Annotated in this window: 19 protein-coding genes; 14 read left to right on the forward strand and 5 right to left on the reverse strand. The window is 68.9% G+C overall.

Annotation, left to right across the window (positions count from 1 at the left end; all coding sequences use genetic code 11):
- Positions 1 to 37 precede the first annotated feature (37 nt).
- Entirely contained in the window at positions 38 to 1261 is a 1224-nt protein-coding gene (locus tag MHN80_RS02940) for an MFS transporter (RefSeq protein WP_239399429.1), read from the reverse strand.
- A gap of 151 nt (positions 1262 to 1412) precedes the next feature.
- Between MHN80_RS02940 and MHN80_RS02945 the strand changes: the two genes are divergently transcribed.
- From MHN80_RS02945 to MHN80_RS03005, 13 genes are all read left to right on the forward strand, one after another.
- Entirely contained in the window at positions 1413 to 1880 is a 468-nt protein-coding gene (locus tag MHN80_RS02945) for a MarR family winged helix-turn-helix transcriptional regulator (RefSeq protein ID WP_004023580.1), read from the forward strand.
- A gap of 91 nt (positions 1881 to 1971) precedes the next feature.
- On the forward strand, positions 1972 to 2598 hold the full coding sequence (locus MHN80_RS02950; protein WP_239399431.1) for a DUF4262 domain-containing protein: 627 nt from the start codon (positions 1972 to 1974) through the stop codon (positions 2596 to 2598).
- 136 nt (positions 2599 to 2734) lie between these two features.
- Complete coding sequence (locus MHN80_RS02955) at positions 2735 to 4135, forward strand: O-antigen ligase family protein (protein ID WP_239399433.1); 1401 nt, start codon at positions 2735 to 2737, stop codon at positions 4133 to 4135.
- Between the two features lie 32 nt (positions 4136 to 4167).
- A complete protein-coding gene (locus tag MHN80_RS02960) occupies positions 4168 to 5124 on the forward strand; it encodes a glycosyltransferase family 1 protein (RefSeq protein WP_239399770.1) in 957 nt (318 codons plus the stop codon).
- Entirely contained in the window at positions 5114 to 6709 is a 1596-nt protein-coding gene (locus tag MHN80_RS02965) for an oligosaccharide flippase family protein (protein WP_239399435.1), read from the forward strand. Before MHN80_RS02960 ends, MHN80_RS02965 begins: the two co-directional genes overlap by 11 nt.
- On the forward strand, positions 6706 to 7830 hold the full coding sequence (locus MHN80_RS02970) for a glycosyltransferase family 4 protein (protein WP_239399437.1): 1125 nt from the start codon (positions 6706 to 6708) through the stop codon (positions 7828 to 7830). The genes MHN80_RS02965 and MHN80_RS02970 overlap by 4 nt, the downstream gene beginning before the upstream one ends.
- 35 nt (positions 7831 to 7865) lie before the next feature.
- On the forward strand, positions 7866 to 8957 hold the full coding sequence (locus MHN80_RS02975; RefSeq protein WP_239399439.1) for a cellulase family glycosylhydrolase: 1092 nt from the start codon (positions 7866 to 7868) through the stop codon (positions 8955 to 8957).
- A gap of 149 nt (positions 8958 to 9106) precedes the next feature.
- The gene (locus MHN80_RS02980; RefSeq protein WP_239399441.1) at positions 9107 to 10483 is read left to right on the forward strand and encodes a hypothetical protein; all 1377 of its coding nucleotides are present in this window, start codon (positions 9107 to 9109) and stop codon (positions 10481 to 10483) included.
- Positions 10473 to 11579, forward strand: a complete 1107-nt coding sequence (locus MHN80_RS02985) for a glycosyltransferase (RefSeq protein ID WP_239399443.1) — start codon at positions 10473 to 10475, stop codon at positions 11577 to 11579. Before MHN80_RS02980 ends, MHN80_RS02985 begins: the two co-directional genes overlap by 11 nt.
- Positions 11566 to 12840: a hypothetical protein gene (locus MHN80_RS02990; RefSeq protein ID WP_239399445.1), complete on the forward strand. Its 1275-nt coding sequence runs from the start codon at positions 11566 to 11568 to the stop codon at positions 12838 to 12840. The genes MHN80_RS02985 and MHN80_RS02990 overlap by 14 nt, the downstream gene beginning before the upstream one ends.
- Entirely contained in the window at positions 12837 to 14057 is a 1221-nt protein-coding gene (locus tag MHN80_RS02995) for a lipase family protein (protein ID WP_239399447.1), read from the forward strand. Before MHN80_RS02990 ends, MHN80_RS02995 begins: the two co-directional genes overlap by 4 nt.
- Positions 14058 to 14103: 46 nt before the next feature.
- On the forward strand, positions 14104 to 14772 hold the full coding sequence (locus MHN80_RS03000) for a GAF domain-containing protein (RefSeq protein WP_239399449.1): 669 nt from the start codon (positions 14104 to 14106) through the stop codon (positions 14770 to 14772).
- A 132-nt stretch (positions 14773 to 14904) separates the two neighbouring features.
- The gene (locus tag MHN80_RS03005) at positions 14905 to 16398 is read left to right on the forward strand and encodes a sugar transferase (protein WP_239399451.1); all 1494 of its coding nucleotides are present in this window, start codon (positions 14905 to 14907) and stop codon (positions 16396 to 16398) included.
- Between the two features lie 15 nt (positions 16399 to 16413).
- Here the strand turns inward: MHN80_RS03005 and MHN80_RS03010 are convergent, their stop codons facing one another.
- Entirely contained in the window at positions 16414 to 16554 is a 141-nt protein-coding gene (locus MHN80_RS03010; protein ID WP_167550901.1) for a hypothetical protein, read from the reverse strand.
- 299 nt (positions 16555 to 16853) lie between these two features.
- Between MHN80_RS03010 and MHN80_RS03015 the strand changes: the two genes are divergently transcribed.
- A complete protein-coding gene (locus MHN80_RS03015) occupies positions 16854 to 17513 on the forward strand; it encodes a TetR family transcriptional regulator (RefSeq protein ID WP_004023593.1) in 660 nt (219 codons plus the stop codon).
- A gap of 53 nt (positions 17514 to 17566) precedes the next feature.
- On the opposite strand, the gene MHN80_RS03020 is transcribed toward MHN80_RS03015, so the two are convergent.
- From MHN80_RS03020 to MHN80_RS03030, 3 genes are read right to left on the reverse strand one after another with little or no spacing between them, the layout of a single operon-like run.
- On the reverse strand, positions 17567 to 18547 hold the full coding sequence (locus MHN80_RS03020) for a PDR/VanB family oxidoreductase (RefSeq protein WP_239399453.1): 981 nt from the start codon (positions 18545 to 18547) through the stop codon (positions 17567 to 17569).
- A gap of 46 nt (positions 18548 to 18593) precedes the next feature.
- Positions 18594 to 19580, reverse strand: a complete 987-nt coding sequence (locus MHN80_RS03025; protein WP_239399455.1) for a GNAT family N-acetyltransferase — start codon at positions 19578 to 19580, stop codon at positions 18594 to 18596.
- 12 nt (positions 19581 to 19592) lie between these two features.
- Positions 19593 to 21965, reverse strand: a complete 2373-nt coding sequence (locus MHN80_RS03030; protein ID WP_239399457.1) for a CaiB/BaiF CoA-transferase family protein — start codon at positions 21963 to 21965, stop codon at positions 19593 to 19595.
- Positions 21966 to 21980: the final 15 nt, after the last annotated feature.

Raw genomic sequence — 21980 nt, forward strand, 5'->3', positions numbered from 1 at the left:
CGTAGAAGCCAATGCGTTGGAGGTCGGACGCCAGACCTCACGCGCGCTCGGCCTGCGCGCGCTGAGCCTGCGGGTCGATGGTCATCGGGGCGGGCAGCGTCTCGGTTCGGGTCGTTCGGCCGTGGAGCACAGTGGCGAACAGCAGGACTGCGAGGCCCAGGATGGTCACGCCCGCACCCGCCCAGATCGGTGATGTGTAGCCGAGACCGGCAGCGATGGTGATTCCGCCGATCCAGGCACCGAGGGCGTTGCCGATGTTGAACGCGGCGATGTTCGCACCTGATGCCAGAGTGGGCGCGGTGGCAGCGTGATTCATGATGCGGGTCTGCAGCGCCGGCACTGTCGCAAAGCCGAATGCGCCCATCAGCAGCAGCGACACGACGCTCATGATCTGGCTCGACGCGGTTGCCGCGAAGACGATGAGCACGACCGTCAGGATGGCCAATGTCGCTGTGAGCGAGGTCGTCAACGCACGATCCGCAAGCTTGCCGCCGACATGGTTCCCGATGAACAGGCCCACCCCGAACATCACGAGAAGCCAAGGGACAGTGGATGACGCAAACCCGGATACGTCGGTGAGGGTGTAGGCGATGTAGGTGAATGCGCCGAACATCCCGCCGTAACCCAGGATCGTGATGGCGATGGAGAGCCATACCTGGGTGGATCGGAATGCGCCGAGTTCGGCGCGGAGGCTGGTCGGCGCCGCGTGGCCCTCGGTGGTGTCGGGCACCAGCGTGAGGATTCCCACCAGCGCGACGATGCCGATGGCGGTGATGGCCCAAAAGGTGGAACGCCATCCCAGTTGCTGTCCCAGGAATGTCCCGAAGGGCACACCGAGCACGTTGGCGACGGTCAGTCCGGCGAACATCATGGCGACGGCACCCGCGCGTTTGGCCGGGCCGACCATGCTCGATGCGACGACCGCACCGATTCCGAAGAACGCACCGTGGCACAGGGCCGCCAGGATTCTGCCGGCCAGCATCGCATAGTAGGTGGGCGCGACGGCGGAGAGAAGGTTGCCGCCGATGAACAAGATCATCAGCGCCATCAGCACTCGTTTCCGATCGAACCGGATGACGGCCGCGGTCAGCGCGACGCCGCCGACTGCCACGGCAAGGGCGTAGCCCGAGATGAGGTAGCCGGCAACCGCTTCCGTGACGCCGAACTCCGCGGCGACCCCCGGGAGAAGGCCCATGATCACGAACTCGGTGAGTCCGATCCCGAATCCACCGACCGCGAGCGCGAGAAGTCCGATGGGCATGCTCGCCCCTTCCAGTTTGTTGTGAACACCGATAGCAAGCGTGTGCACTAGTTGCATACGCGCCATAGATAGTTGCACGCGCCGCCTATCGGTGCAAGCTGCTAATCTGGACGAGCGCTCGACGACGGGTGCTGGCGACACAGAGGACACCATGGGGATTGCAGACGACGCAGTGGAGATCCGCTCGCAGGGCTGGCGGACCCTGGCCGCGCTCTACGGCACGTTGGACACCGAACTCGAGCGCGCGCTGCAGCGTGAACATGCGCTGTCGGTGGTGGAGTACACCGTCCTCGACGCCCTCAGTCGACAGGACGGGTGGCACATGCGGATGGCGCAGCTGGCTCGCGCCGCCGCCCTCAGCTCGAGTGCCACCACCCGGTTGGTCAACCGCCTCGAAGATCGAAACCTGTTGCGACGCATCATCTGCGCCGACGACCGGCGCGGAATCTACACCGAGTTGACAGACAGCGGACGCGAATTGTTGCGGGCCGCCCGGCCGGTGCACGACTCCACCCTGCGCACCGCACTGGACGACGCCCGCCGAATCCCGGAGCTGGCACCGTTGGTGGAGGCCCTGCATCGGCTACCCGCAGCGCCGGCGCCCAGCAGAGCAGGCTGAGCCCTGGCGTCGGGGCCCGGGTCGGCGCCGTCCGGGAATTGTCGGGACCCCGTGGTGTCATGATCGCACCCGTCGAACAAAGGAGCGATCCATGTCAGACCACGCTGCCGCGATCCGAGGTCTGCCCAGGTGGCATCCCAACCCCGTCATCCGATCGACCATCGAGACCATTCGGCGCTGCGGTTGGCAGGTGACCTCGGTCGGCGAACCGGAGCCCGAGTTCGACGCACGCATTGCCCCGACCCTCTCCGACCGACTCCAGCCCGAGTGCGGTTACTCCTATACCGCCGGTCTGTCCCTGCATTCGATACCCGAGCTCTCGATCTACGGCGTCGATCCGCTCACCGCGACCCACGTCCTGAACGAACTCGGCAGCCTGCTCCACCGCGAGGACTGGCGCGATCTTGTCGCCGCGCAGACCGACATCCCCCTGCAGACGGTCGCCGTGACCGTACGCCTCATCGAACAACTCGACCACGACGAGCTGCTCCTGGCGAACCTGCTGTTCCCGGATCATCCGAAATTGCAGGTGATCTGGCCCGACGAGCACGGTCACCTCCCCTGGGAAGACGGTTACACCCTGCTGCCCATGCATCAGCCGGTGAAGGGGATGCCGCAGCTCCTCGATCCCCCGCTCGGGGAACCGCGCCTTCTCACAACCGAATACGGGCCCGAGCGGACCCGCCCGCGGAAAGGCAGGCGCATCTCAGGTCACTGACCTGCGGTGCAGAGGTCCGGCGTGGTCCGGGGCAAGGCATGTCCGTGTTGCCCCGGACAAACGGACTGTCGAGGTGCCACCATGGGTACTCGGGGGCTGGAACGGACCACGGGGGCAGGTGGAAAGGCAGGTCGGCGTGGCGCACCTCCCCGTCGTGGTCGCTGTCCTCCTCGCCCTGGTTCCCGCGGCCGCCTTCGTCGCCGTCGTCTACCGGCGTCCGCAGCGCGGCCTGCTGATCCTGGCGGCCCTCACCCCGCTCGACGGCCTTCTCGACATCGCTCCGGTGCCCGGCGTCGCCTCGGCGTGGAAAGAAGGCGTTCTCGCACTCACGCTGATCTGCGCGGCCAATCGTCGCCTCCGCCCCGTGGACCGCACGGGCCCGCCGCTGCACATGCCGTGGTGGCCGGCCGCGGCGGTGTTGGTCGCGTTCGGGGTGGTGTCGGCGCTCTACGTCTACGGCCCCATCGGGCTGTACGGCGTCAAGGTGACCTTCTTCTACCTGTTCGTCGTCCTCGCGCTCTGGCTGACACCGTTCGACGCACTCGACCGCGACCGCCTGGTCTCGATCATCATGGCGCTCGGTGTCCTCACCACCGTCGTGGGGATCGGGCAGCAGATCCTCGGCCCGGCCCGACTGGTCGAACTCGGTTACACCTTCGGCGAGCAGGTCCGGACGAGCGGTCCGCTGTTCCGCACCTTCAGCACGTTCAACCAGCCCTTCGGGTTCGGGCTCTTCGTCATGCTCGCGCTGCTGGTCGGCGGGGCGGTCGCGTTGTCGGACACCGGACGCCGACGCAACCAGTTGTTCCTCGTCTGCTGGCCGGTCATGGCCGTCACCATGGCCACGTCGGTGGTGCGGGCGGCGATCCTCGGCCTCGTCGTCGGCGTGATCTGGCTTGCCGCTCTTCGCTTCCGTCGCCTCATCGCCCCACTCATCGCGCTCGGCGTCGTCGCCGTCGTCGCGTTGCCGTTTCTGCCCTCGAGCATCACCAAGGTGTTCTTCAACTCGAGCAGTCTGAGTCAGCGCGGCTCCGGGTGGGGTGAGATCTTCGCGAGCATCTGGGTACACCCGCTGGGGACCGGACTCGCGTCGAGCGGATCGGCCGCCGACGCGCTGTCGGCAGCCCGGGGCGACACGACGACGACGATCACCGCGGGCGCCGGCGGTACCGTGCAGCAATTGTCCAAGAACTATCAGCCGGACAACTACTACGTGAAGCTGCTCCTCGAACTCGGACCGATCGGATTGTGGTTGTTCCTCGCGCTGATCGTGACCGCGGTGATCTGGTGCGTGCAGTACTCGCGCCGAATGCCCGACCCGGATGGAGCCTTCGTCCTGGGTGTGAGTGCGTCGATGGTCGCGGCGATGGTGGCCTGCCTGGTGGCCACCTACTTCGAGATCTTCCCGCTCGACTTCTTCTTCTGGTTACTGTTGGGAGCTGCTGGATGCGCGACGGCACAACACGAATCACGTACGGTGCGCTTGCACTTCGTCCCGGAGGGAGCGGAGTCCAGACCTACATCCGCGAACTCCTGAGGGCGCTGCCGGCGCACCTGACCGGCACCCCGCTGTCGGCAGTGGTCCAGACCGACGCGGTCGACGAACTGCCGCCGACGATCAGCCCGGTCGGACGCCCGGTCGCCGACGGTGTCCGGCGCGCGGTGTTCGGCGTCCTGCCCGTGCGTTCGGCGGATGTCTTCCACGGCCTCGACGTCGATCTCCCGATCGCCGGGCCGACCACGACGGTCGCGACGGTCCATGACCTGTCCGTGCTCGACATGCCGTCCGCATCGAGCAGGTTCCGCGCCGCTGGCGAATCCGTACTCGTCCGCACGTCGCTTCGACGCGCCGACGTGCTGATCGCCGTGTCCGAGTTCACCGCCGAACGGATCCGCGAGACGTGCGGCCGTGACGCATATGTCACCGAACTCGCGCCCGCGGAGTGGGCCCGTCCACCGTCGGACGCCGACATCGAGCGGGTCCGGGCGAAATACGATTTGCCCGAACGCTTCGTGATGCAGATCGGTACCGTCGAACCCCGCAAGAACGTGGAACTGGTGGCCGCGGTCGCGCGGCGTCTCGACATCCCGTGTGTGCTCGGTGGCGCCGGCTCGACGGGACCCGATGCGCCGTCCTCGGCGGTGGGTCTCGGTTACGTCGACGTCGAGGACCTGCCGTCGCTCTACGCCGCAGCGACCGTGACCGCCTACGCCTCCTTCTACGAGGGTTACGGCCTGCCGCCCGTCGAGGCGATGGCCTGTGGGGGCGCCGTCGTCGCGAGCGCGGTGGGCGCGCTCCCCCAGGTGGTCGGGAACGGCGCCACCCTCGTCGGAGGCCATGACGAGGACGATTGGGTCCGCGCCCTCGAACCGCTCGTGCGCGACGATGCCGCACGAAGCGAGCTCGTCGCCGCCGGTACCGCCGTCGCGTCGGCGCTGAGCTGGGACACCACCGCCCGGCGCACGGTCGAGGCCTACCGCGCATCCGGTGTCGACATACCCGCCCGGGAGCGCCGTGAGCCCTGACGTCACCGGGCCGCTGCCGTCCGACGTACTGGTCGAACAGCAGGCCGACGCCGAGCTGGAGACCCGGGCCGGCGGGCCGAAAACGACCGGCGCCGGGAGCGTAGCGAGCGGGCCGAGAATCACCGACGAACCCGGCCCGCACCCCGCCTCGGACGCGCGGGCCGCCACGCGGGCGACGATCGCGATGCTGGTAAGTCGTCTGGTGATCGCGGCTCTGGGCTGGGCCGGAAGCGTTCTCATCGCGCGGACCCTCTCCCCGGAGGACTGGGGTACCTATTCTTTCGTGTTCGCCCTCCTCGGGTTGACCGCGATCTTCACCGACCTCGGGGTGGGCCGCGCCGTGATGGCCCGGCTCATCTCCGGCGATCCCGACGACGTCGCCAAGACGTCCTCGGCGTTCATCGCGCTGCGGCTGGTACTCGGCCTCCTCGGCTACCTGATCGCCGTCGTCTACGTGATCGTGCTGCAGTATCCCGGCGACGTCGTCCGCGCGACCGCCGTCGCGGGTCTCGTCGTCGTGTTCGCCACGCCCGCACAGGCTCTCACGGTCATCTTCCAGAGTCGGCACCGCCTGCTGCTCACCGCCATCGCCGAGAGCCTGGGACAGGTACTACAGCTGGCCCTGACGATCGCCGCCGTGCTGGTCGCGCCGGCGCTCCTGGTGTTCGTGCTCGCCCCGGTCGCGAACGAGATCTTGTCACTGGTCATCAAGGTCGTCGGGATCATGCGCAGGTCGTCGGGGCTGCGCCCGTCGCGGATCGTCGAGTGGTCGCGCTGGCGACCGATGCTCTCCGATGCCCTTCCGCTCGCACTCGGCCTGGCCCTGACCATCGCGCTGCAGAAGGGCGACGTCCTGCTGCTGAGCCTGCTCGACTCACTCGACGCGGTCGGCATCTACAGCATCGGCTACAAGTTCTCCGACATCATGGACACCCTGATCCTCGCCGCGATCGGCCCCATCAGCACCCTGCTGGTCGCCGCCTGGCCGGACCAGGCGGGGGTTCTGCGTCAGCGATGCCGAAGTGCCGCCGCCGTCTTCGCCGCGAGTGGCGCCGTGGCCGTGGCCGCGTTCTGGCCGAGCGCCGGACCCATCATCGGACTTCTGTACGGGGATCGATTCGTCGTCGGCGCCGACGCCGCCCGACTGCTCGTCCTGGGCGCCGCGATCACCGCCTTCATCGTGCTCGGCATCTTCCTGCTCGCATCGACCGGTCACGCGAAGCGGTACCCGTGGATCGCGATCGGCGGTCTGGCGCTCAACGTCGGACTCAACGTGATCCTCATCCCGCGGTACTCCTATGACGGGGCCGCGATCTCCACCGTCGTCACGTTCGCCGTCGCGGCGGTGGCGCTGTGGGTGGTGATCGGCCGGACCCTGCCGATCACCGGACTCCTCCCACTCGGCACGCTCATCACACTGGTCTCGCTGACCGCCGGCGCGTGCGCGCTCGGGGTCTTGGTCGCGCATTCCGTGCCCTGGCCGGTCGTCTCGGCCGGGGCGGCGCTGATCGTCGCCGCTCCCGCTGTTCTGCTGATCCGGGCGGTGACCGCGCCTCCCGGCCGACACACGAAGGTGGCCCGATGAGCCGTCCCGCGTCCGAGCACACGATCGTCTTCGTCGCCCACACCGGTCAGGTCTCCGGCGCCGAGAAGGTGATGCTCGATCTCATCGACGTCGCGGTCGGCCGAGGCCACCGGGTACGAGTCGTCAGTCCCGACGGCCCGCTTCCCGGGCGACTCCCGGCCGGGGTGGATCACGTGGCCATTCCCCCACTCGGCCTCAGCGGCGAGCGCGGTGTGGCGCGTCTGGCGGGCGCAGGCCGACTGGTCGTCGACTGGATCCGGGCCGGACGCATCCTGCGCCGGGTGTCGCGGACTACCGGCGCCTCGACGATCGTCAACTCGTTGTTCGCGCTCCCCGCGGCACGCATCGCCCGTCCCACGGGCCGCGTCTCGTGGCTCGTCCACGACACCCTGTCGTCGGGCCGGCAGCGCGCGGTCCTGCGCGTCAGCGCACCCGTGATCCGGCGCGCGGTGTCGGTGTCGGAGGCGACAGCGGTCCCCCTCGCCGAACTCGGTCTGCCGGTCGTGGTCGCCCACAACGGGGTGACCTGGCCGGTCGACGCCCTGCCGGCCGATCTGCACGACCCGCCGGTGGTCGGGATGCTGGCCCTGCTGACCCCGTGGAAGGGACATGCCGTGGCGCTCGACGCTGTCGCCGCACTGCCGGACGTCGACCTCGAGTTCGCCGGCGGATCGTTTCCCGGGGACGCCGATCATGTTGCCGCGCTACGGGATCGGGCCGGGGAACCCGACCTCGCCGGACGCGTCCGGTTCCTCGGTCATACCGACCTACGGGCCGCGCTCCAACGGTGGGATGTCGTGCTCTCGGCGAGCGTGACACCGGAGGCCGGGCCGCTGTCGGTCCTCGAGGCGATGGCCTACGGAAAACCCGTCATCGGCACCGATCACGGCGGCACCACCGAGTTCCTGCGTGACGGTGCCGGGGTCCTCGTCCCACCGTCGGATCCCGCCGCGCTGGCCGCCGCGATCAACCGCGTCCTCGGGGACGCCGACCTGCGCCGTTCGCTGACCGCGGAGGCTCGTCGTCGAATCGCCGACGGTCACGACAAGTCGGCGACCTTACCGCGTATGCTCGACGAGTTGTTGTCCGGCCGAGGAGAAGTCCGCGGCCGGGCCCTGTGACGCCCGAGGCGCGTCTCGTCAGATAGGCACCATCCATGACACCGTCCCTGTACGGTCGGGCCACCCGGTCGGCACTCGCGTACGTGTGCATCCTCATCGCAACCCTCGCCGCCATCGTGTGGGTGCGCAGCGATGCCCATTCGGCACCGGCCGCGTGTTCACTCGCAGGAGGGGATCGCCAGGTCGCCGCCTCCCCGGGCGCCTCCTTGCTCGGCGCGTCGGATGCGGACCTCAATCGAGAGCTGTCGGTCGCCAAGGATCTCGGTATGTGGGCGGTGCGCCTCGACGTGGACTGGTCGGTCGTCGAACCGCGGCGCGGACAACGCAACTGGGCCCCGATCGACCGGGTCGTCAACGCCGTCGTCGCGCACGGCATGTGCCCGCTGGGCCTGGTGACCTACACCCCGTTGTGGGCGGCGCGCGCGTCCGACTTCCCCCGCAACAGCCACTACCGTCCCGCCGACCCCGCCGTCTTCGCCTCCTTCGCCGCGGCCGCGGCGCAGCGGTACGCCGACTCGATAGCCGTCTGGGAGATCTGGAACGAGCCGAACCTGGCGAGCTACTGGCTCCCGCGCGCGAACGCCGGGGAGTACGGCCGTCTGCTCACCGCGTCGTACGCCGCCATCAAGAGCGCGGTCCCGGGCGCCGCGGTGATTTCCGGCGGCCTCGCGCCCGGCACCGACAACGGCCGCGACATCGCGCCGCTGACGTTCGTGCGCTCGCTGTATCAGGGCGGGTACAACCAGTCCCTGGACGCGCTGAGCGTGCATCCGTACACGTACCCGGCGCTGCCCAACGACCCGGCTGCCGCGTCGTGGAGCACCGCGGCGCGGATGTGGGACATGCGCGATGTGATGGTCGCGGCGGGTGACGGCGGCAAGAAGATCTGGATGACCGAGTTCGGCGCGCCGACCGGTACCGGCACCAACGCCGTCACCGAAGAGGTTCAGGCGCAGAGCATTGCGATCGCCATCGGCGCCCAGACCGACGCGCCCTGGCTCGGTCCGCTGTTCGCGTATTCGCTTCGGGACGCCGGCACCGATCCGAACAACCTCGAACACAACTTCGGGGTGGTCCGTCGCGACTGGTCCCCGAAGCAGGCGTACACGATGCTCGCGGGCCGGTGACGCGCGAGATCGTCTCTCGCACACGCGCCACGCCCGCCCGCGTCGACCACCGTCGCCGACATCGTTGGTTATGGTGAACTGACAGCTGATCGAGCACTGCATTGTCCGGGGATGGTCGGGGGGCATCCGACACCACAGGAGATACGCGCGTGACCTCCAGCTTCGATGCCGCCGGGCGACGCGATGCGCCGCCCTCGGTAGACCTGTTCGGACACTTCCGTGATCTCGCCCGTGTCGCCCTCCCGGCGATCCTGATCGGCATCATCGTCGGTGCGTCGGTGTTCGCGCTGCGGACCGCGCTGGTCCCGAAGGAGTATTCGGCCACGGTCGTCGCCGAGATCACTCCGGCCGGCACGATCATCCCCGGCGACGCCTTCGTCGAGCAGCTACGCGCGCCGTTCGTGGCGCTGTCCACCGACGAGAACGTCCTTCAGCAGGTGCTGACGCAGGTGGATACGGGTTGGACCACCGGCGAGTTGAGTTCGCACGTCGCCACGACACCGGGAACGGCACCCACGCTGATGGATGTCACCGCCACGGCGCCGACGAGCCGGCAGGCCGAGGACGTGGCCCGCGCGATGGTCACCGCCATCTCCGCGGCGTCCCTGTCCACCCACGCACGCGACATCACCCGGCAGATCGACCAGTTGCGCGCGCAGGTGACCGCCGAGCGGGTCCGCAACCGCGCACTGCCCGACCGCAGTGACGCCAAGGTCGAATCCGACGCCACGCTCGCCGATCTCGACTCGCAGCTCACCCGCCTGCAGAACTCGTCGTCGGACACGCTCACGATCCTCGCGGCGCCATCGGTGAGCGAGGTCCCCGTCAGCCCCAAGCCCGCTCAGGAGGCTGCGGTCGCCGGGATCGCCGCGACGATCGTCGCGGCCGAACTGCTCGTACTGTTCCGCGGGCGGGTCGGTCGCAGGCCGAATCCGATCTGGGCCCGCCGCGCCGCCCATCGGTACGGCGCGCACCTCACCTACGGACGGCGCGGTGAACCGGCGTTGCCGTCGACTCTGCTGCCCGCGTTCGCGCAACGCCATCGCCGTGCACAGACCGCGGTGATCCTCACGGGTGAGCATGTCGACGCCGATCGCCTGATCACCGATCTCGTCCCACCCACGGACGACACGGCGACCGGACATCGTCTGCGCGTCGACCGGCACCCCCTCACCGGGGCCTGGTGGCAGCACGTCGACCCGGGCGATCTCGCGCTCGCGGTCGTCGTCGTGTCGACGTCGGGGCGCGATCGCAAGGCCGCCGAACAGGCCCTGTCGCAGCTCACGACCATCGGGTCGACCCGGCATCTGATCGTGCAGCGCATGGGAAAGCAGCCTCCCTCGCCTGCCCTGTCCACCTCCGCAGACGTGATCCCCGTCGAGAGTGCCGGGGACACGACCGCCACCAGAACCGAGGCCGCCGAACCCATGACACCTGCTGTACCGCACGATGATCGCGACATCAGCCCGCCCGATCCGGACCGGTTCCGGGCCGCGCCGGGAGACGTGGGCAGCAATGCCCGCTGACCGCATCGCCGTCGTTCACGAACGACTCACGGAGATAGCCGGATCCGAGCACGTCGTCGAACAACTGGCCGCCACGTGGCCGCGCGTCGAGGTGCATGCGCCGATCGCCCGGGCCTCCGGAATCCCGGCCGGGCTGGCCGACCCGCCGATCACCTCGTCGCTGAATCATGCGTATCGCCTGCTCGGTGAGCGCAGCTACGCGCCGCTGCTCCCGTTGATGCCGTTGGCATTCCGGCGGATGCCGCTGCGGGATGCCGACGCGGTCGTCACCAGTCATCATGCCTTCGCCACCCAGGCCGTGCACGCGACGAAGGCCCCCGTCATCGCCTATGTGCACAGCCCGGCCCGCTGGGCGTGGGACCCGACGCTGCGCGCCGGAGAAGGAGGTGGCGCCGCCGGAGCCGCGATCCTGTCGGCTCTGTCGGTGGTCGCCCGGCGCTGCGAGGTCGGCGCCGCTCCCCACCTCCACACGGTCGTCGCGAACTCCTCGGCGGTCGCCGAACGCATTCGCGAGCAGTGGGGCCGCGACTCGGTCGTCGTGCACCCGCCGGTCGACCTCGACGGCTTCACCCCCGATCCGGCGGTGCCGCGCGAGGACTTCTATCTCCTGGCCGGTCGGCTGGTCCCGTACAAGCGGCCCGACCTCGCCATCGCGGCCGCCGCCCGCGCCGACGTCCGGCTCGTCGTCGCCGGGGACGGCCGGGCAATGGACCAGTGCCGTGGACTCGCCGGGCCGAAGACGACTTTCCTCGGCCGGGTCCCGCACGACACCCTGCTGAACCTGCATCGCAGCGCACGGGCCGTCCTGATGCCGGGTATCGAGGACTTCGGCATCGTGCCCGTCGAGGCGATGGCCACCGGTACCCCCGTCATCGCACTCGGGGAGGGCGGCGCGCTCGACACCGTCGTACCCGGATCGACCGGCGTGCTCATCGAGCCGGGTACCGACGACGAGATCGTCGAACGACTGGCGGCCTCGTTACGCGACTTCGCCGTCGACGACTTCGACCGCTCCGAGATCCGGTCCTGGGCCGAACGATTCCGGCGCGAACGGTTCCGCGACGAGATGCGTGAGGTCGTTGATGCTGCGCTCTAGGGAATCCCGGCCAGCCGGAGTACAGCGCGCATCCGTCCTGGACCGTGCGCTGGCCACCTCCCGCACGATCTCGGTGACCGGTCCGATGGCACCGCTGGACCTCGAGGTCGTCCGTACGCGACTGACCCGGGCGTGGACGCCTGCGTCGCGACTCACCCTCGTCCCCGACCCGGCGTCGGCGAGCTGGAGGCACGACGTCGAGACCCGTCCCGAGGTCGTCGAGCGTCTCGACCTCGCCGATCTGCCGGTCGGCGACCTCATGACACGCCTGCGCAACCGCCCCGAACCGCTTCCCCGGCTCGAGGTGCTGGTGTGCGGACAGTGGCTGGTCATCGACCACACCCACGGGATGGGTGACGGCCGACTCGGCGTCGAGCAGATCGCCGGCGTCGCCAGCCGTCACGACTTCCCGATGACCGAACGATTTGAACGGTCGTTGCCGTCCGACGCGGCGTGGCGGGCCCTGCGGCGGCATGTGCTGCGGCATCCGCGCCGTCTCCGCGAGATCGCGCGTCTGCGCGCCGACAACGCGGCATCGACCACCGAGGCGCCGAGGCGCACGATCGACGACTGGCACTCCACCCGCTGCGCCGTCACGGCCGCGATGCGTCCGGGTCAGACGGCCGAACTCAAGCGCGCGATCGCCGACACGGGCGTCCGGATGTCGTCGGCGGCCGTGACCGTCGCACTGTGGCGCGCCGCGCTGTCCGCCCAGGGGGTCTCGCTCGACGACCGCACCCAGATCCTGTTCGACTGCCGTCGTTATCTCGACGCCGAGCATGCCGAGGACCACGGGAACTTCGCAGTGGGCATCCCGCTGCGTTTCCCGCCCGACGCGACGCCGACCGAGGTCGGGGATCGGATTCGCGCGGTCGCCGAGTCGGGTTGGCCCGCAGCGATCTTGGCCGCCGGTGAATTGCGGGCGCGGTTACGCCCGTCGACGTCGGGCGCGAAGTCGGCGCCGCCATCCCGCACCGATGTGCCCGACCGGTTACGACTGTCGGTCAGCGATCTGGGTCGGATCGGGATCTTCGGCGACCTGCCGTGGGAACCCGCGTCGGCGTCGCACCACCTCTTCGCCTACGTCGAACCCGACGGTCCTGATGCGGCGAGCATGCTCGTCAGCGAGATCGACGGATCCCGCAGCTTCACCACGACGTTCTGCAGCGACTTCGTCGGGCGTCCGGTGATCGAGGCGGCCCTCGACCATCTCTGTGAGGATCCGGTGTCCCTGCTGGATCAGCTGCTCACGCGGTCATGAGGGTGACGTCGCGGCGCGCCGGGCGCTTGTCCACTCCCGCGCTCGTGGCCCTCCTCCTCGTCACCGTCCTGCTCGCCGCCGCCTGCTCATCGCCCTCCGGGCCCGGGTCCTCCGACGGCACGTCGCCGGACTTCGCGGCTCCCCCCGGGGCGTCGGCAGGCGACCTCGTGGGCGACCCCATGCCGACCGACGCCTACATCGCGCTGCGGCGCATCGTCGATCGCACCGTGCGGTTCCGCTATTTGTCCACCGATCCGGCCGGCAACGAGCTGGTTCCGGTCTCGGCGGCCGTGTTCGTGCCGCGCGGACGGGCACCGGCGGGCGGGTGGCAGATCCTGGCGGTCGGTCACCCGACGACCGGAACCGCGGGCAACTGCGCGCCGTCGCTCTACGGCAACCTGCTGGGCACCGTCGAGCTCGTCGCGTCGTTGCTCGAGCAGGGGTTCGTCGTCGTGCAGACCGATTACCAAGGACTGGGCACGCCAGGACCCCACCGTTATCTCGACCCGGCGCCGGCGGCGAACAACATCATCGATTCGGTCCGGGCGACCCGGGCGGTCGTCGACGGCACCAGCGACCGATGGTGGGGCTTCGGGGTCTCGCAGGGCGGGCACGCGATCTTCCACGCCAACGAGATCGCCGACACCTACGGACGTGGCCTGCGCCTGATGGGGACGGTGACCATGAGTCCCGCGCTCGACGTCGCGCCCCTGGCCGACGCGATGGCCGCCGGGACCCTCACGCCCGAACAGATCGCCTTCCTGCCGCTGGTGCTGACCGGATTGAAGGCGAAGCATCCCGAACTCGTCATCGACGACTATGTGCACGGGCCCCTGCTCGAGGCCTTCGGGGTGTTCCTCGAGTGCAACGACGACGCGATCGTGCAGAAGCAGGCCGTTGTCGAAGAAACTCGACCCGAGGACTATCGGCCCGTCGACGACGCGGCCACCGACCGGTTGCGACGCTGGCTACGGGACGTGAGTCTCCCTACCGGCCGGGCCTCGGCTCCGATGCTGGTGGCCTACAGTGATTCGGACGACGTCATCCCCGCCCCGTGGACAGCGGCGGCCATCGACCGAGGGTGCCGCCTGGGTGATGTGATCACTGCGATCAGGGTCCGCAATCAGCCGCACGGCATACTCGACATCGGCTCGGCGGCGACCGACTGGGTCAAGGCCGTGCGATCAGGACGACGACCGCCGAACACCTGCGCGTGAGTCGTGAGCGTGTGCCCGGCCGGCCCAGGCAGCGAGAGGAGCGAGGATGAGTGTGAGCCCCGAAGACGGTGAGAACACGGTGAGCCCCGTCGACGCCCCCGCTCCCGAGTCCGCGACGGCCCCGGATGCCGAACAACTGGCCGCACTCTTCGACACTTCACCCGAGGCCGGACTGCTCGCCGTACTCGAGGCGGTCCGCGGACGCAATCCCGAGATGGCGAGATCTCTGCGCGCCATCCTGGCCGATCCCGAGCGCATGCGCGCCCTCAAGGACAGCGGGCTCCTCGACGACCCACCCACCCACGATCTCGACGAGACGATCAGGCTCACGATCGACGCCGTGGGGGTTCCGCACGTCGCGGTCAATCTCATCACCCCGGAGGAGCAGGCGACCGCAGCCATCGCGTTCCGCTCAGGAGACCCCGATGGGCCCAGCACCCGAACGCTGGTCAACTCCCTGTGTGTCCTGCCGGTCGTGAGCGGTTCACCGCTGATCATCGACGACATCGCCGACCATGCGCTGCTCGCCGATCATCCGACCGCCGTCAGCGGTGAGGTCACCTCCTACCTGGGCATCCCGCTCGCCGACGAGGACGGACATGTCATCGGCACGTTCTGCGCCTGGGATTCCGAACCGCACCACTGGTCCTCGTCCGAGGTCCAGCTCATGTCCGATCTCTCGATCCTGGTCCAGGAACTCATCTTCGGACGCTGACCCCGGCTGGGCAGCCCCGTGACCTGGTAGTGAGCATTCGGTGCTCGACACGTGCCCGGTAGGCCCACACGAGCCCCTCGGGTGCACCTACAATCTTCGGGAGCGGGGGGCTGTTCTTCGGATGGAGTGGACTTGTCGACCCGTGTATCGCAGGCCGAGATCCCGCAGACGACGACGCGTGCCCCGGTGTCCGCGCCGCCCAGCGGCCGGCGCACCTTCCACGAGCTGATCCGCGACGATCCCCTGAGCACGATTGTGACCGTGTCGATCGACGTGGTCTCCGCGACGATCGCACTGGCCATGGGGATCTGGTGGGTGAACAGCGGCAGCGGCGCGAACCCGCCGCTCTGGACGCTGGCACTCTTCGTGCCGATCCTGGTGGTCATCTTCACGGTGCGCGGGGTGTACCGGCGCGGCCTGAACCGACGCTTCCTCGACGAGGTAGGCCGGGTCATGACCGGATGCACGATCGCCGCGATGATCCTGCTGTGCTCGCTACTTCTCTCCTACTCCGACGACAGACCCGGCGCCGCGGTCACCAAGGTGTGGGTGTCGGCGCTGTTCTGGGTTCCGTTCGGTCGTCTGATCCGCGACATCATCCAGCGGAACCTGCGCAAGAACGGCCACCTGCTGTCCCCGACGCTGATCATCGGCGACGGGCCGATCACCGCACAGGTCGTGGGCCGCATGGTGTCTGCACCGGAGCACGGACTCCGGCCGGTGGGCATCCTGGCCGCCAGCGCGCCACCCCGCGCCGATCGGGACGAGGGTCCCACCAACCAGATCGCGCAACTCGGCGGGGTGGACGAACTCGACGAGGCGATCCGGGCCACGAAGGCCGAGGTCCTGGTGGTGGCGTTCGCGGTCACCAATGTCGAGCGGCTCACGGCCGCCGTCCGCATCGCCCACCGGCACGGCGTCAAGGTGTGGATCGTCCCGCGGATGTTCGACGTCGTCGGCCGCCGCAGCCGGGTCGACCACATCGGCGGACTCCCCCTGATGTCGGTTCCGCACACCAACCCGCGCGGGTGGCAGTTCCGCACCAAACACATCGGGGACCGCGTAGTCGGAGCCCTGATCCTGGCGGCGATCTCGCCGCTGTTCCTCACACTCATGCTGTTGGTCCGGTTGAGCTCCCCCGGGCCGATCTTCTTCGCGCAACCGCGGGTGGGGCGCAACGCGCGGGTGTTCGACTGCCTGAAGTTCAGGTCGATGCGACCCGAGGACCCCGACGCGGAGAAGTTCCGGCCCACCGAGGGCAGTGCGCCCGGCGGCGTCGAGGGCGTCGACCGCCGCACCAAGATCGGCAAGATCATGCGGTCGACGTCGATGGACGAATTGCCCCAGTTGCTCAACGTGATACGCGGGGACATGAGCCTCGTCGGTCCACGACCCGAGCGTCCGGAATACGTCTCGCTGTTCGACGTGCAGATCCGACGGTACGGCGAACGTCACCGCGTGAAAGCCGGTGTCACCGGGTGGGCGCAGGTGCACGGCCTCCGCGGTCAGACCTCCATCGCCGACCGCGCCGAGTGGGACAACTACTACATCGAGAACTGGTCGCTGTGGCTCGACGTCAAGATCCTCCTCCTGACCGTGCTCGCGGTGCTCAAGAAGGCGGAGTGAGTCGAGCCCGCACCCTCAGGGTGACGGGCGCCGCGTGTCATACGCTGCGCGATACGGGACGCGACCCCGGTCGTCCCGGACGGTGACGATGAGTGTGCGGACGACGACGGCGAGCAGGATGATACCGCTGACGATCGCGAGTAGTAGTGCGGTCATGTCGACCTCCTGACGCTGAAATTCGCTGTGTGGGCTGACCTTTAGTCGATCACGTGTGGTGGATGCCGGCTGGGCATCGGTGGACGCGATGGCCCGCTCATGGTGGCGTGAGGGCGCCTCTCGGCGCCACTGATTTTCCGCAACGCGGCTCGCCCATCCCCGGATCGAGCGACAACCGGATGTCCGACCCCGCGGGCCGCGAGCCGGTACGGGCACCGATTCGGTAGGCCCGCATGGACATCCATCGCGCCTGAAACTACTCTTGTTAGGTCCGTTCAGGCAGCGTGGAGAGGTGGGACATGGCACGGCCGTCCAAGCCGTTGATCAGCCGCAAGGCAGCCGTGATGGCGTCCATCGAGATCATCGACTCCGAGGGACTCGAGGCGTTCAGCCTGCCGCGGCTCGCGAAACACCTCGGAGTCCGCGCGCCGTCGCTCTATCACCATTTCGACGACAAGAACGAGATTCTCACCGAGGTCGCCCGCTACATCGCGGGCACCGCCGTCCGGCGACCACGGATGAACCCCGGACCCGACTGGCCCGAGTTCTTCGTGGCACTGGCGCTGAACTTCCGGCAGTCGATCCTACGCCATCGCAACGCCGCCCCGGTCCTGCTGCAGCATCTCCCGCGTGACCTCTTCACGTCGACCTACGAGGACACCGCGCAGTTCCTGCTGGATTCCGGCGTTCCGGTGGATCTGCACGTCCGCATCCTCGACGGGATGGAGACCCTGTCGATCGGCGCGGTCCTGATGGAAGCCATGCGCCCGCCGCGCCCCAAGTCGGCGATCTTCCCGAATGTCTCCGCGGAGTCGCAGCCTCTTCTCGCTCAGGCACTCTCGAGCAACGATCTCACCCAGCGCCAGCTCTTCGAGGGGATCGTGCGCAGCTTTCTGCACGGGATCATCCGTGATCACGATCTGCCTGCACCGGATGCGGAGCCCGCCGCCGCGGGATGACCGGAGTCGAGGGGCGCCGTGACACCCGCCCCTCGCCCAGCACCGATCGACGATCACAGATCGAGTACGAGCCTCGGTGTGCAGCTCCGGGACACGCACACCATCATGCAGTCGTTCGCAGCCTGCTCGTCCTCGGACAGCACCGAGTCGCGATGGTCCGGCACGCCGTCGAGCACAACCTGTTCACAGGTGCCGCAGGTGCCTTCCCGGCAGGAGAAGTCGACATCGATACCGTCGTCGAGCAGCGCGTCGAGCACCGACTTGTCGGCCGGCACCGTGACGCTCCGCCCGCTCTGCTCGAGTACCACCTCGAACGCCTCGGCGGTTGATTCACCATCCTGCGCAACTACTTTGGGGGCGAATCGCTCGACGTGGAGTTCGATGTCCGACCGGCTGCGGCAGACCTCCTCGATTGCGACGAGAAGCGGTTCCGGTCCGCAGCAGTAGACGGCAGTTCCGGCCGGGACCTCGGCGACGGCCCGAGCGAGATCCAGGAGTCCGTATTCGTCCTGGGGTCGTAGCGCGACATGCTCGGGATGTTGTTGCGCCAGCGCCTCGCCGAAAGCCATCCCGGCCGCGGTACGGCCGCCGTAGAGCAACGTCCAGTCCGCACCCCGCGCGTGCACCTCGTCGATCATCGGCTTCAGTGGGGTGATCCCGATCCCACCCGCGACGAAGAGATAGGCCGGCGCATCCACGAGCGGAAAGTTGTTGCGCGGCCCCTTGACCGCGATCAGCTCTCCCACGGTGAGTTCGTCGTGGACCCGCGACGATCCACCGCGGCCGGCAGGCTCACGCAGCACCGCGACGCGCAGCCGGTCCCGATCGGTCACCTCGCCGCACAACGAATACTGACGGATCAGATCGGGTCCCAGGATGAGATCCAGGTGCGCGCCGGGTTCCCATGCGGGAAGCGGATTCCCGTCCGGGTCGACGAGAGTGAGCGACACGACCCCATCGGCCTCCACCTGTTTGTCGGCGATCTGCAACTTGGCATCGTCGAGGAACTCGGTGGCGGTCACAGGCTCACTCATTCGGATTTCCCATTCTCACAACGATTGTCACCAGGCGCGGCCGCGTTCATCGGAACGCCGGCGGCGGGCTCGTACTTGTTCCGACCTGGTAGCAGGAGTGCACGTCCTCCTGCTCGAAGGCGAGCAGGCGGCACATGCGCACCGCACCGGCATCGTCCGGATCGATCCGCAACTGGGAGACCTGGATCCCGGCATCGCGTTGCCGCGCCAGCGCCGCCGTCAGCAGCGTCGCCCCGAGTCCGAGACCGCGTGCCTTCTCGGACAGCACAAGCGCATGGACGAGTGCGGTCCGCAGCTCGAGATGCATCCGGTGTTCGGTGGTGTACCAGACGAATCCGAGGACGACGCCGTTCTCGTCGCGCGCGTCGATGACGGTCCCGCCACCACGGCGGAGGTCCGCGGTCACCCGGTCGTGATGTCGTTCAGGGAGGTCCGCGGCCGCCACAACCTGTGCGATGGCGGGGTCGTCGGCGACGTGGTCGTGCGGGTCACCGAGGGTGACCCCGTCCGCGACCTCGGTCTCGTCGAGAGGCAGTGCGAACGGACCGGCCAGGTGCCGGGCCAGGGTCCACTGCCTGCTCACCGCGGGGATGCCGAATCGTCGCGTCAGTCTGCCCGACGCCGGATGGGTGGCGTACGCCCAGCAGCGAAGTGCGTTGGCTCCGGTGCGTTCCCAGCCGCCCTCACCGACCACGTCGAGGCCGACCTCTTCCACCAGCAGGGTCGTGATCCCGCGCGAACGGTAGTCGGGATGGACGACGTACGACACCGTGCCCACCCCATCGGCGGCGACCGACAGATGAAGGTAGGCCACGATCACCAACGGGACGTCGTCGAGCGGGCTGAGATCGCGCCGGGCCTTGATCGGCAGATGCGCAACGGTCCCGGTGGCGCCACCGACTTCTCGGACGGTGTCGGCGTCGATGGACGAGAATCCGGCCTCTTCGTCGTATTCCGCTGCGTCCTGGACGAGTTGGAGGACTTCGTCGAGTTCGGCACCGGTCAGCTCCGGGCGCCATTCGTAGGTGATCACTGTGCACTCCTGTCAAGCGGGCTGGAGGACCCCGTCGTCGACGAGTCGGCTGTACTCGTCATCGGTGAGTCCCAGGACCCCGACCGCGATCTCGTGGGTGTCGGCACCGGGCAGCGGGGCCGGACGCAACGGCGCGTCGGGTATCGATCCGAAACGGGCGACCCGCACCGCGGTCGGCAGCGACGCCGGCAACATCGGGTGCTCCAACTGGGTGTACGCATCGCGATCGAGAAGGTGTGGGTCGGTGAGCAGTTCGGGGAGGCGGAGCATTGCGCCGGCGGGTACGCCCGCTTCCTGGAGGAGTGTCATCGCCTCGGTCGGCGTACGTTCGGCGAGCCATGCGGCGAGCACCTTGTCCGCCTCGGCGCGGTTCTCGATGCGGTCGGCGCGCCGCCCGAATCGGGGATCGTCGGCGAGGTCGTCGCGTCCGATGACGGCGGCCAGGCCTCGCCACTCGTGGTCGTCGCGGACCGACACCGCCACCCACTCGTCATCGCCCGCACAGGGGTACACGCCCGACGGCGCCGCGAAGGAATCGGTGTTGCCCTCGGCCCGTACGGATCCGGGCGACAGCGATTCGCGTGCCAGCTGACCACCGAGGGCGACCAGCGCGGCATCGGCCTGGGCGATCTCGATGTCGGTGCCGCGCCCGTGCGATCCCCGGGCGATCAGCGCCGCGAGAACGGTCACAGCGCTGACCTGCGCGCCGATGTGGTCGGGATAGACGGTGGACCCGTCACACAGACCGGGATCGTCGTCGGAGTAACGCCAGAGCGACGACACCCCGCACGCCGCGCGGACCAGCGGGCCATACCCGAGCCTGGTGTTCCATGGACCGACGCTGCCGAAAGCGCTTCCCTCGGCGACGATGATCCGCGGATTCACCTCGCGGAGTTCGTCATACCCGATGCCCATCGCACTGAGGGTGCCGGGCTTGAAATTGGCGAGGACCACGTCGGCCTCTGACGCGAGCCGGAGGAAGAGGTCCTTGCCCCCATCGGTCCGCAGGTTCAGTCCCAGCGATCGGCGGTTCCGGTGGCCCCAGGCGACCGACGGCGACAGGGTGTTCGGGCGCTTCGACTGTCGCAGACCGTCGGGGAATTCGCGATTCTCGACCTTGATGACGTCCGCGCCGTGGTCGGCGAACTGCCTGCCGAGCTCGGCCCCGAAGACGACGACGCCGAGATCGAGAACGCGGAGGCCGGCGAACGGGTGGCTACCGGGCGGCTCGCAATCCGTCGACGTCTGCCGCGGCTCCGTACGCGGTGACCAGGCAGGCACCTGCGTGGCGTCGACGCCGGGAACACGATGACGGAATCCGGCTCGCTGCCCGCCGATCCGCGCGTATCCGGAGGGAATCCGCGCACGGACACCCGGGCCGATCTCGGCGTCGACGAGGGTCCCCGCCGCGTCGAAATGGTCGTTGTCGAGGACCTCACCGATGCGAAGGACGCCGCCGATCGGGATGCCCCGGGCCGCCCCTTCGGCGACCAGTTCGTCGCGGGTCCGATCGGCGAACAGCTGCTCGATCAACGGATGCAGCCGGTCTGCCGCGGCGAACCGGGCCGGGATGGTGTCGAAGGCCGGATCGGCGAACTCGTCGGGTTCGCCGAGCCACGCGAACATCGCACGCCACTGACGCTTGGCCAGCAGGCAGATCCGCACCTGCCCGTCCGCGCATCGAAGGACGGGGTAGAAGTTCGCGGCATCGGGGCGCCCACGCGGGAAGTCGTCGCGCCGACCCGCCGCCGCGGACCCCTGGACGCCGAAGCCGGGGTCGAAGCCGTGGACCACCGACTCGAACGCCGAGATCTCGACCAGTTGCCCGGCTCCGGTGCGGATCCGGTCGAAGTAGGCGAGGAGCGCCGACCACGCGGCATGCACCCCGACCGACTGTTCGACGAGTCCGGGCGGCGGGAGCAGCGGCTCGCGGCCGGGCTCGCCGGAGCGCGACAGCACACCACTCATCGCATAGATCACCGACTCGGTGGCAGTCCAGTTCCGGTACGGGCCGGTTCGACCGAATCCGCTCACGGTGAGGACGACGAGTGCCGGGTGCGCGGCGGCGAGATCGGCCGGGTCGAGACCCGCGCTGCCGGTGGACGACTCGACGACGATGTCGGCCCCGGCGACCAGCTCACCGAATCGGTGCCGTCCGGAGTCGGTGTCGAGGTCGAGGACGACGACATTCTTGTTCGCGTTGTTGAGGGCGAACGGAATGCTCAGGCCGGCCTCGATCGGCTCGGAGCGTCGCGACCGCGATCCGCCCGGACGCTCGACGCGCACCACCTCGGCACCCAGGTCCGCGAGGAACCGGCCGCACGACTCGCCGAGTCCGTCGGTTGCGTCGACGACACGGACGCCGGACAGTGGCAGATCGCTCATGTCACTCCTGTCGGG

The organism is Gordonia sp. McavH-238-E (assembly GCF_022348225.1).
Lineage (GTDB): Bacteria > Actinomycetota > Actinomycetes > Mycobacteriales > Mycobacteriaceae > Gordonia > Gordonia terrae.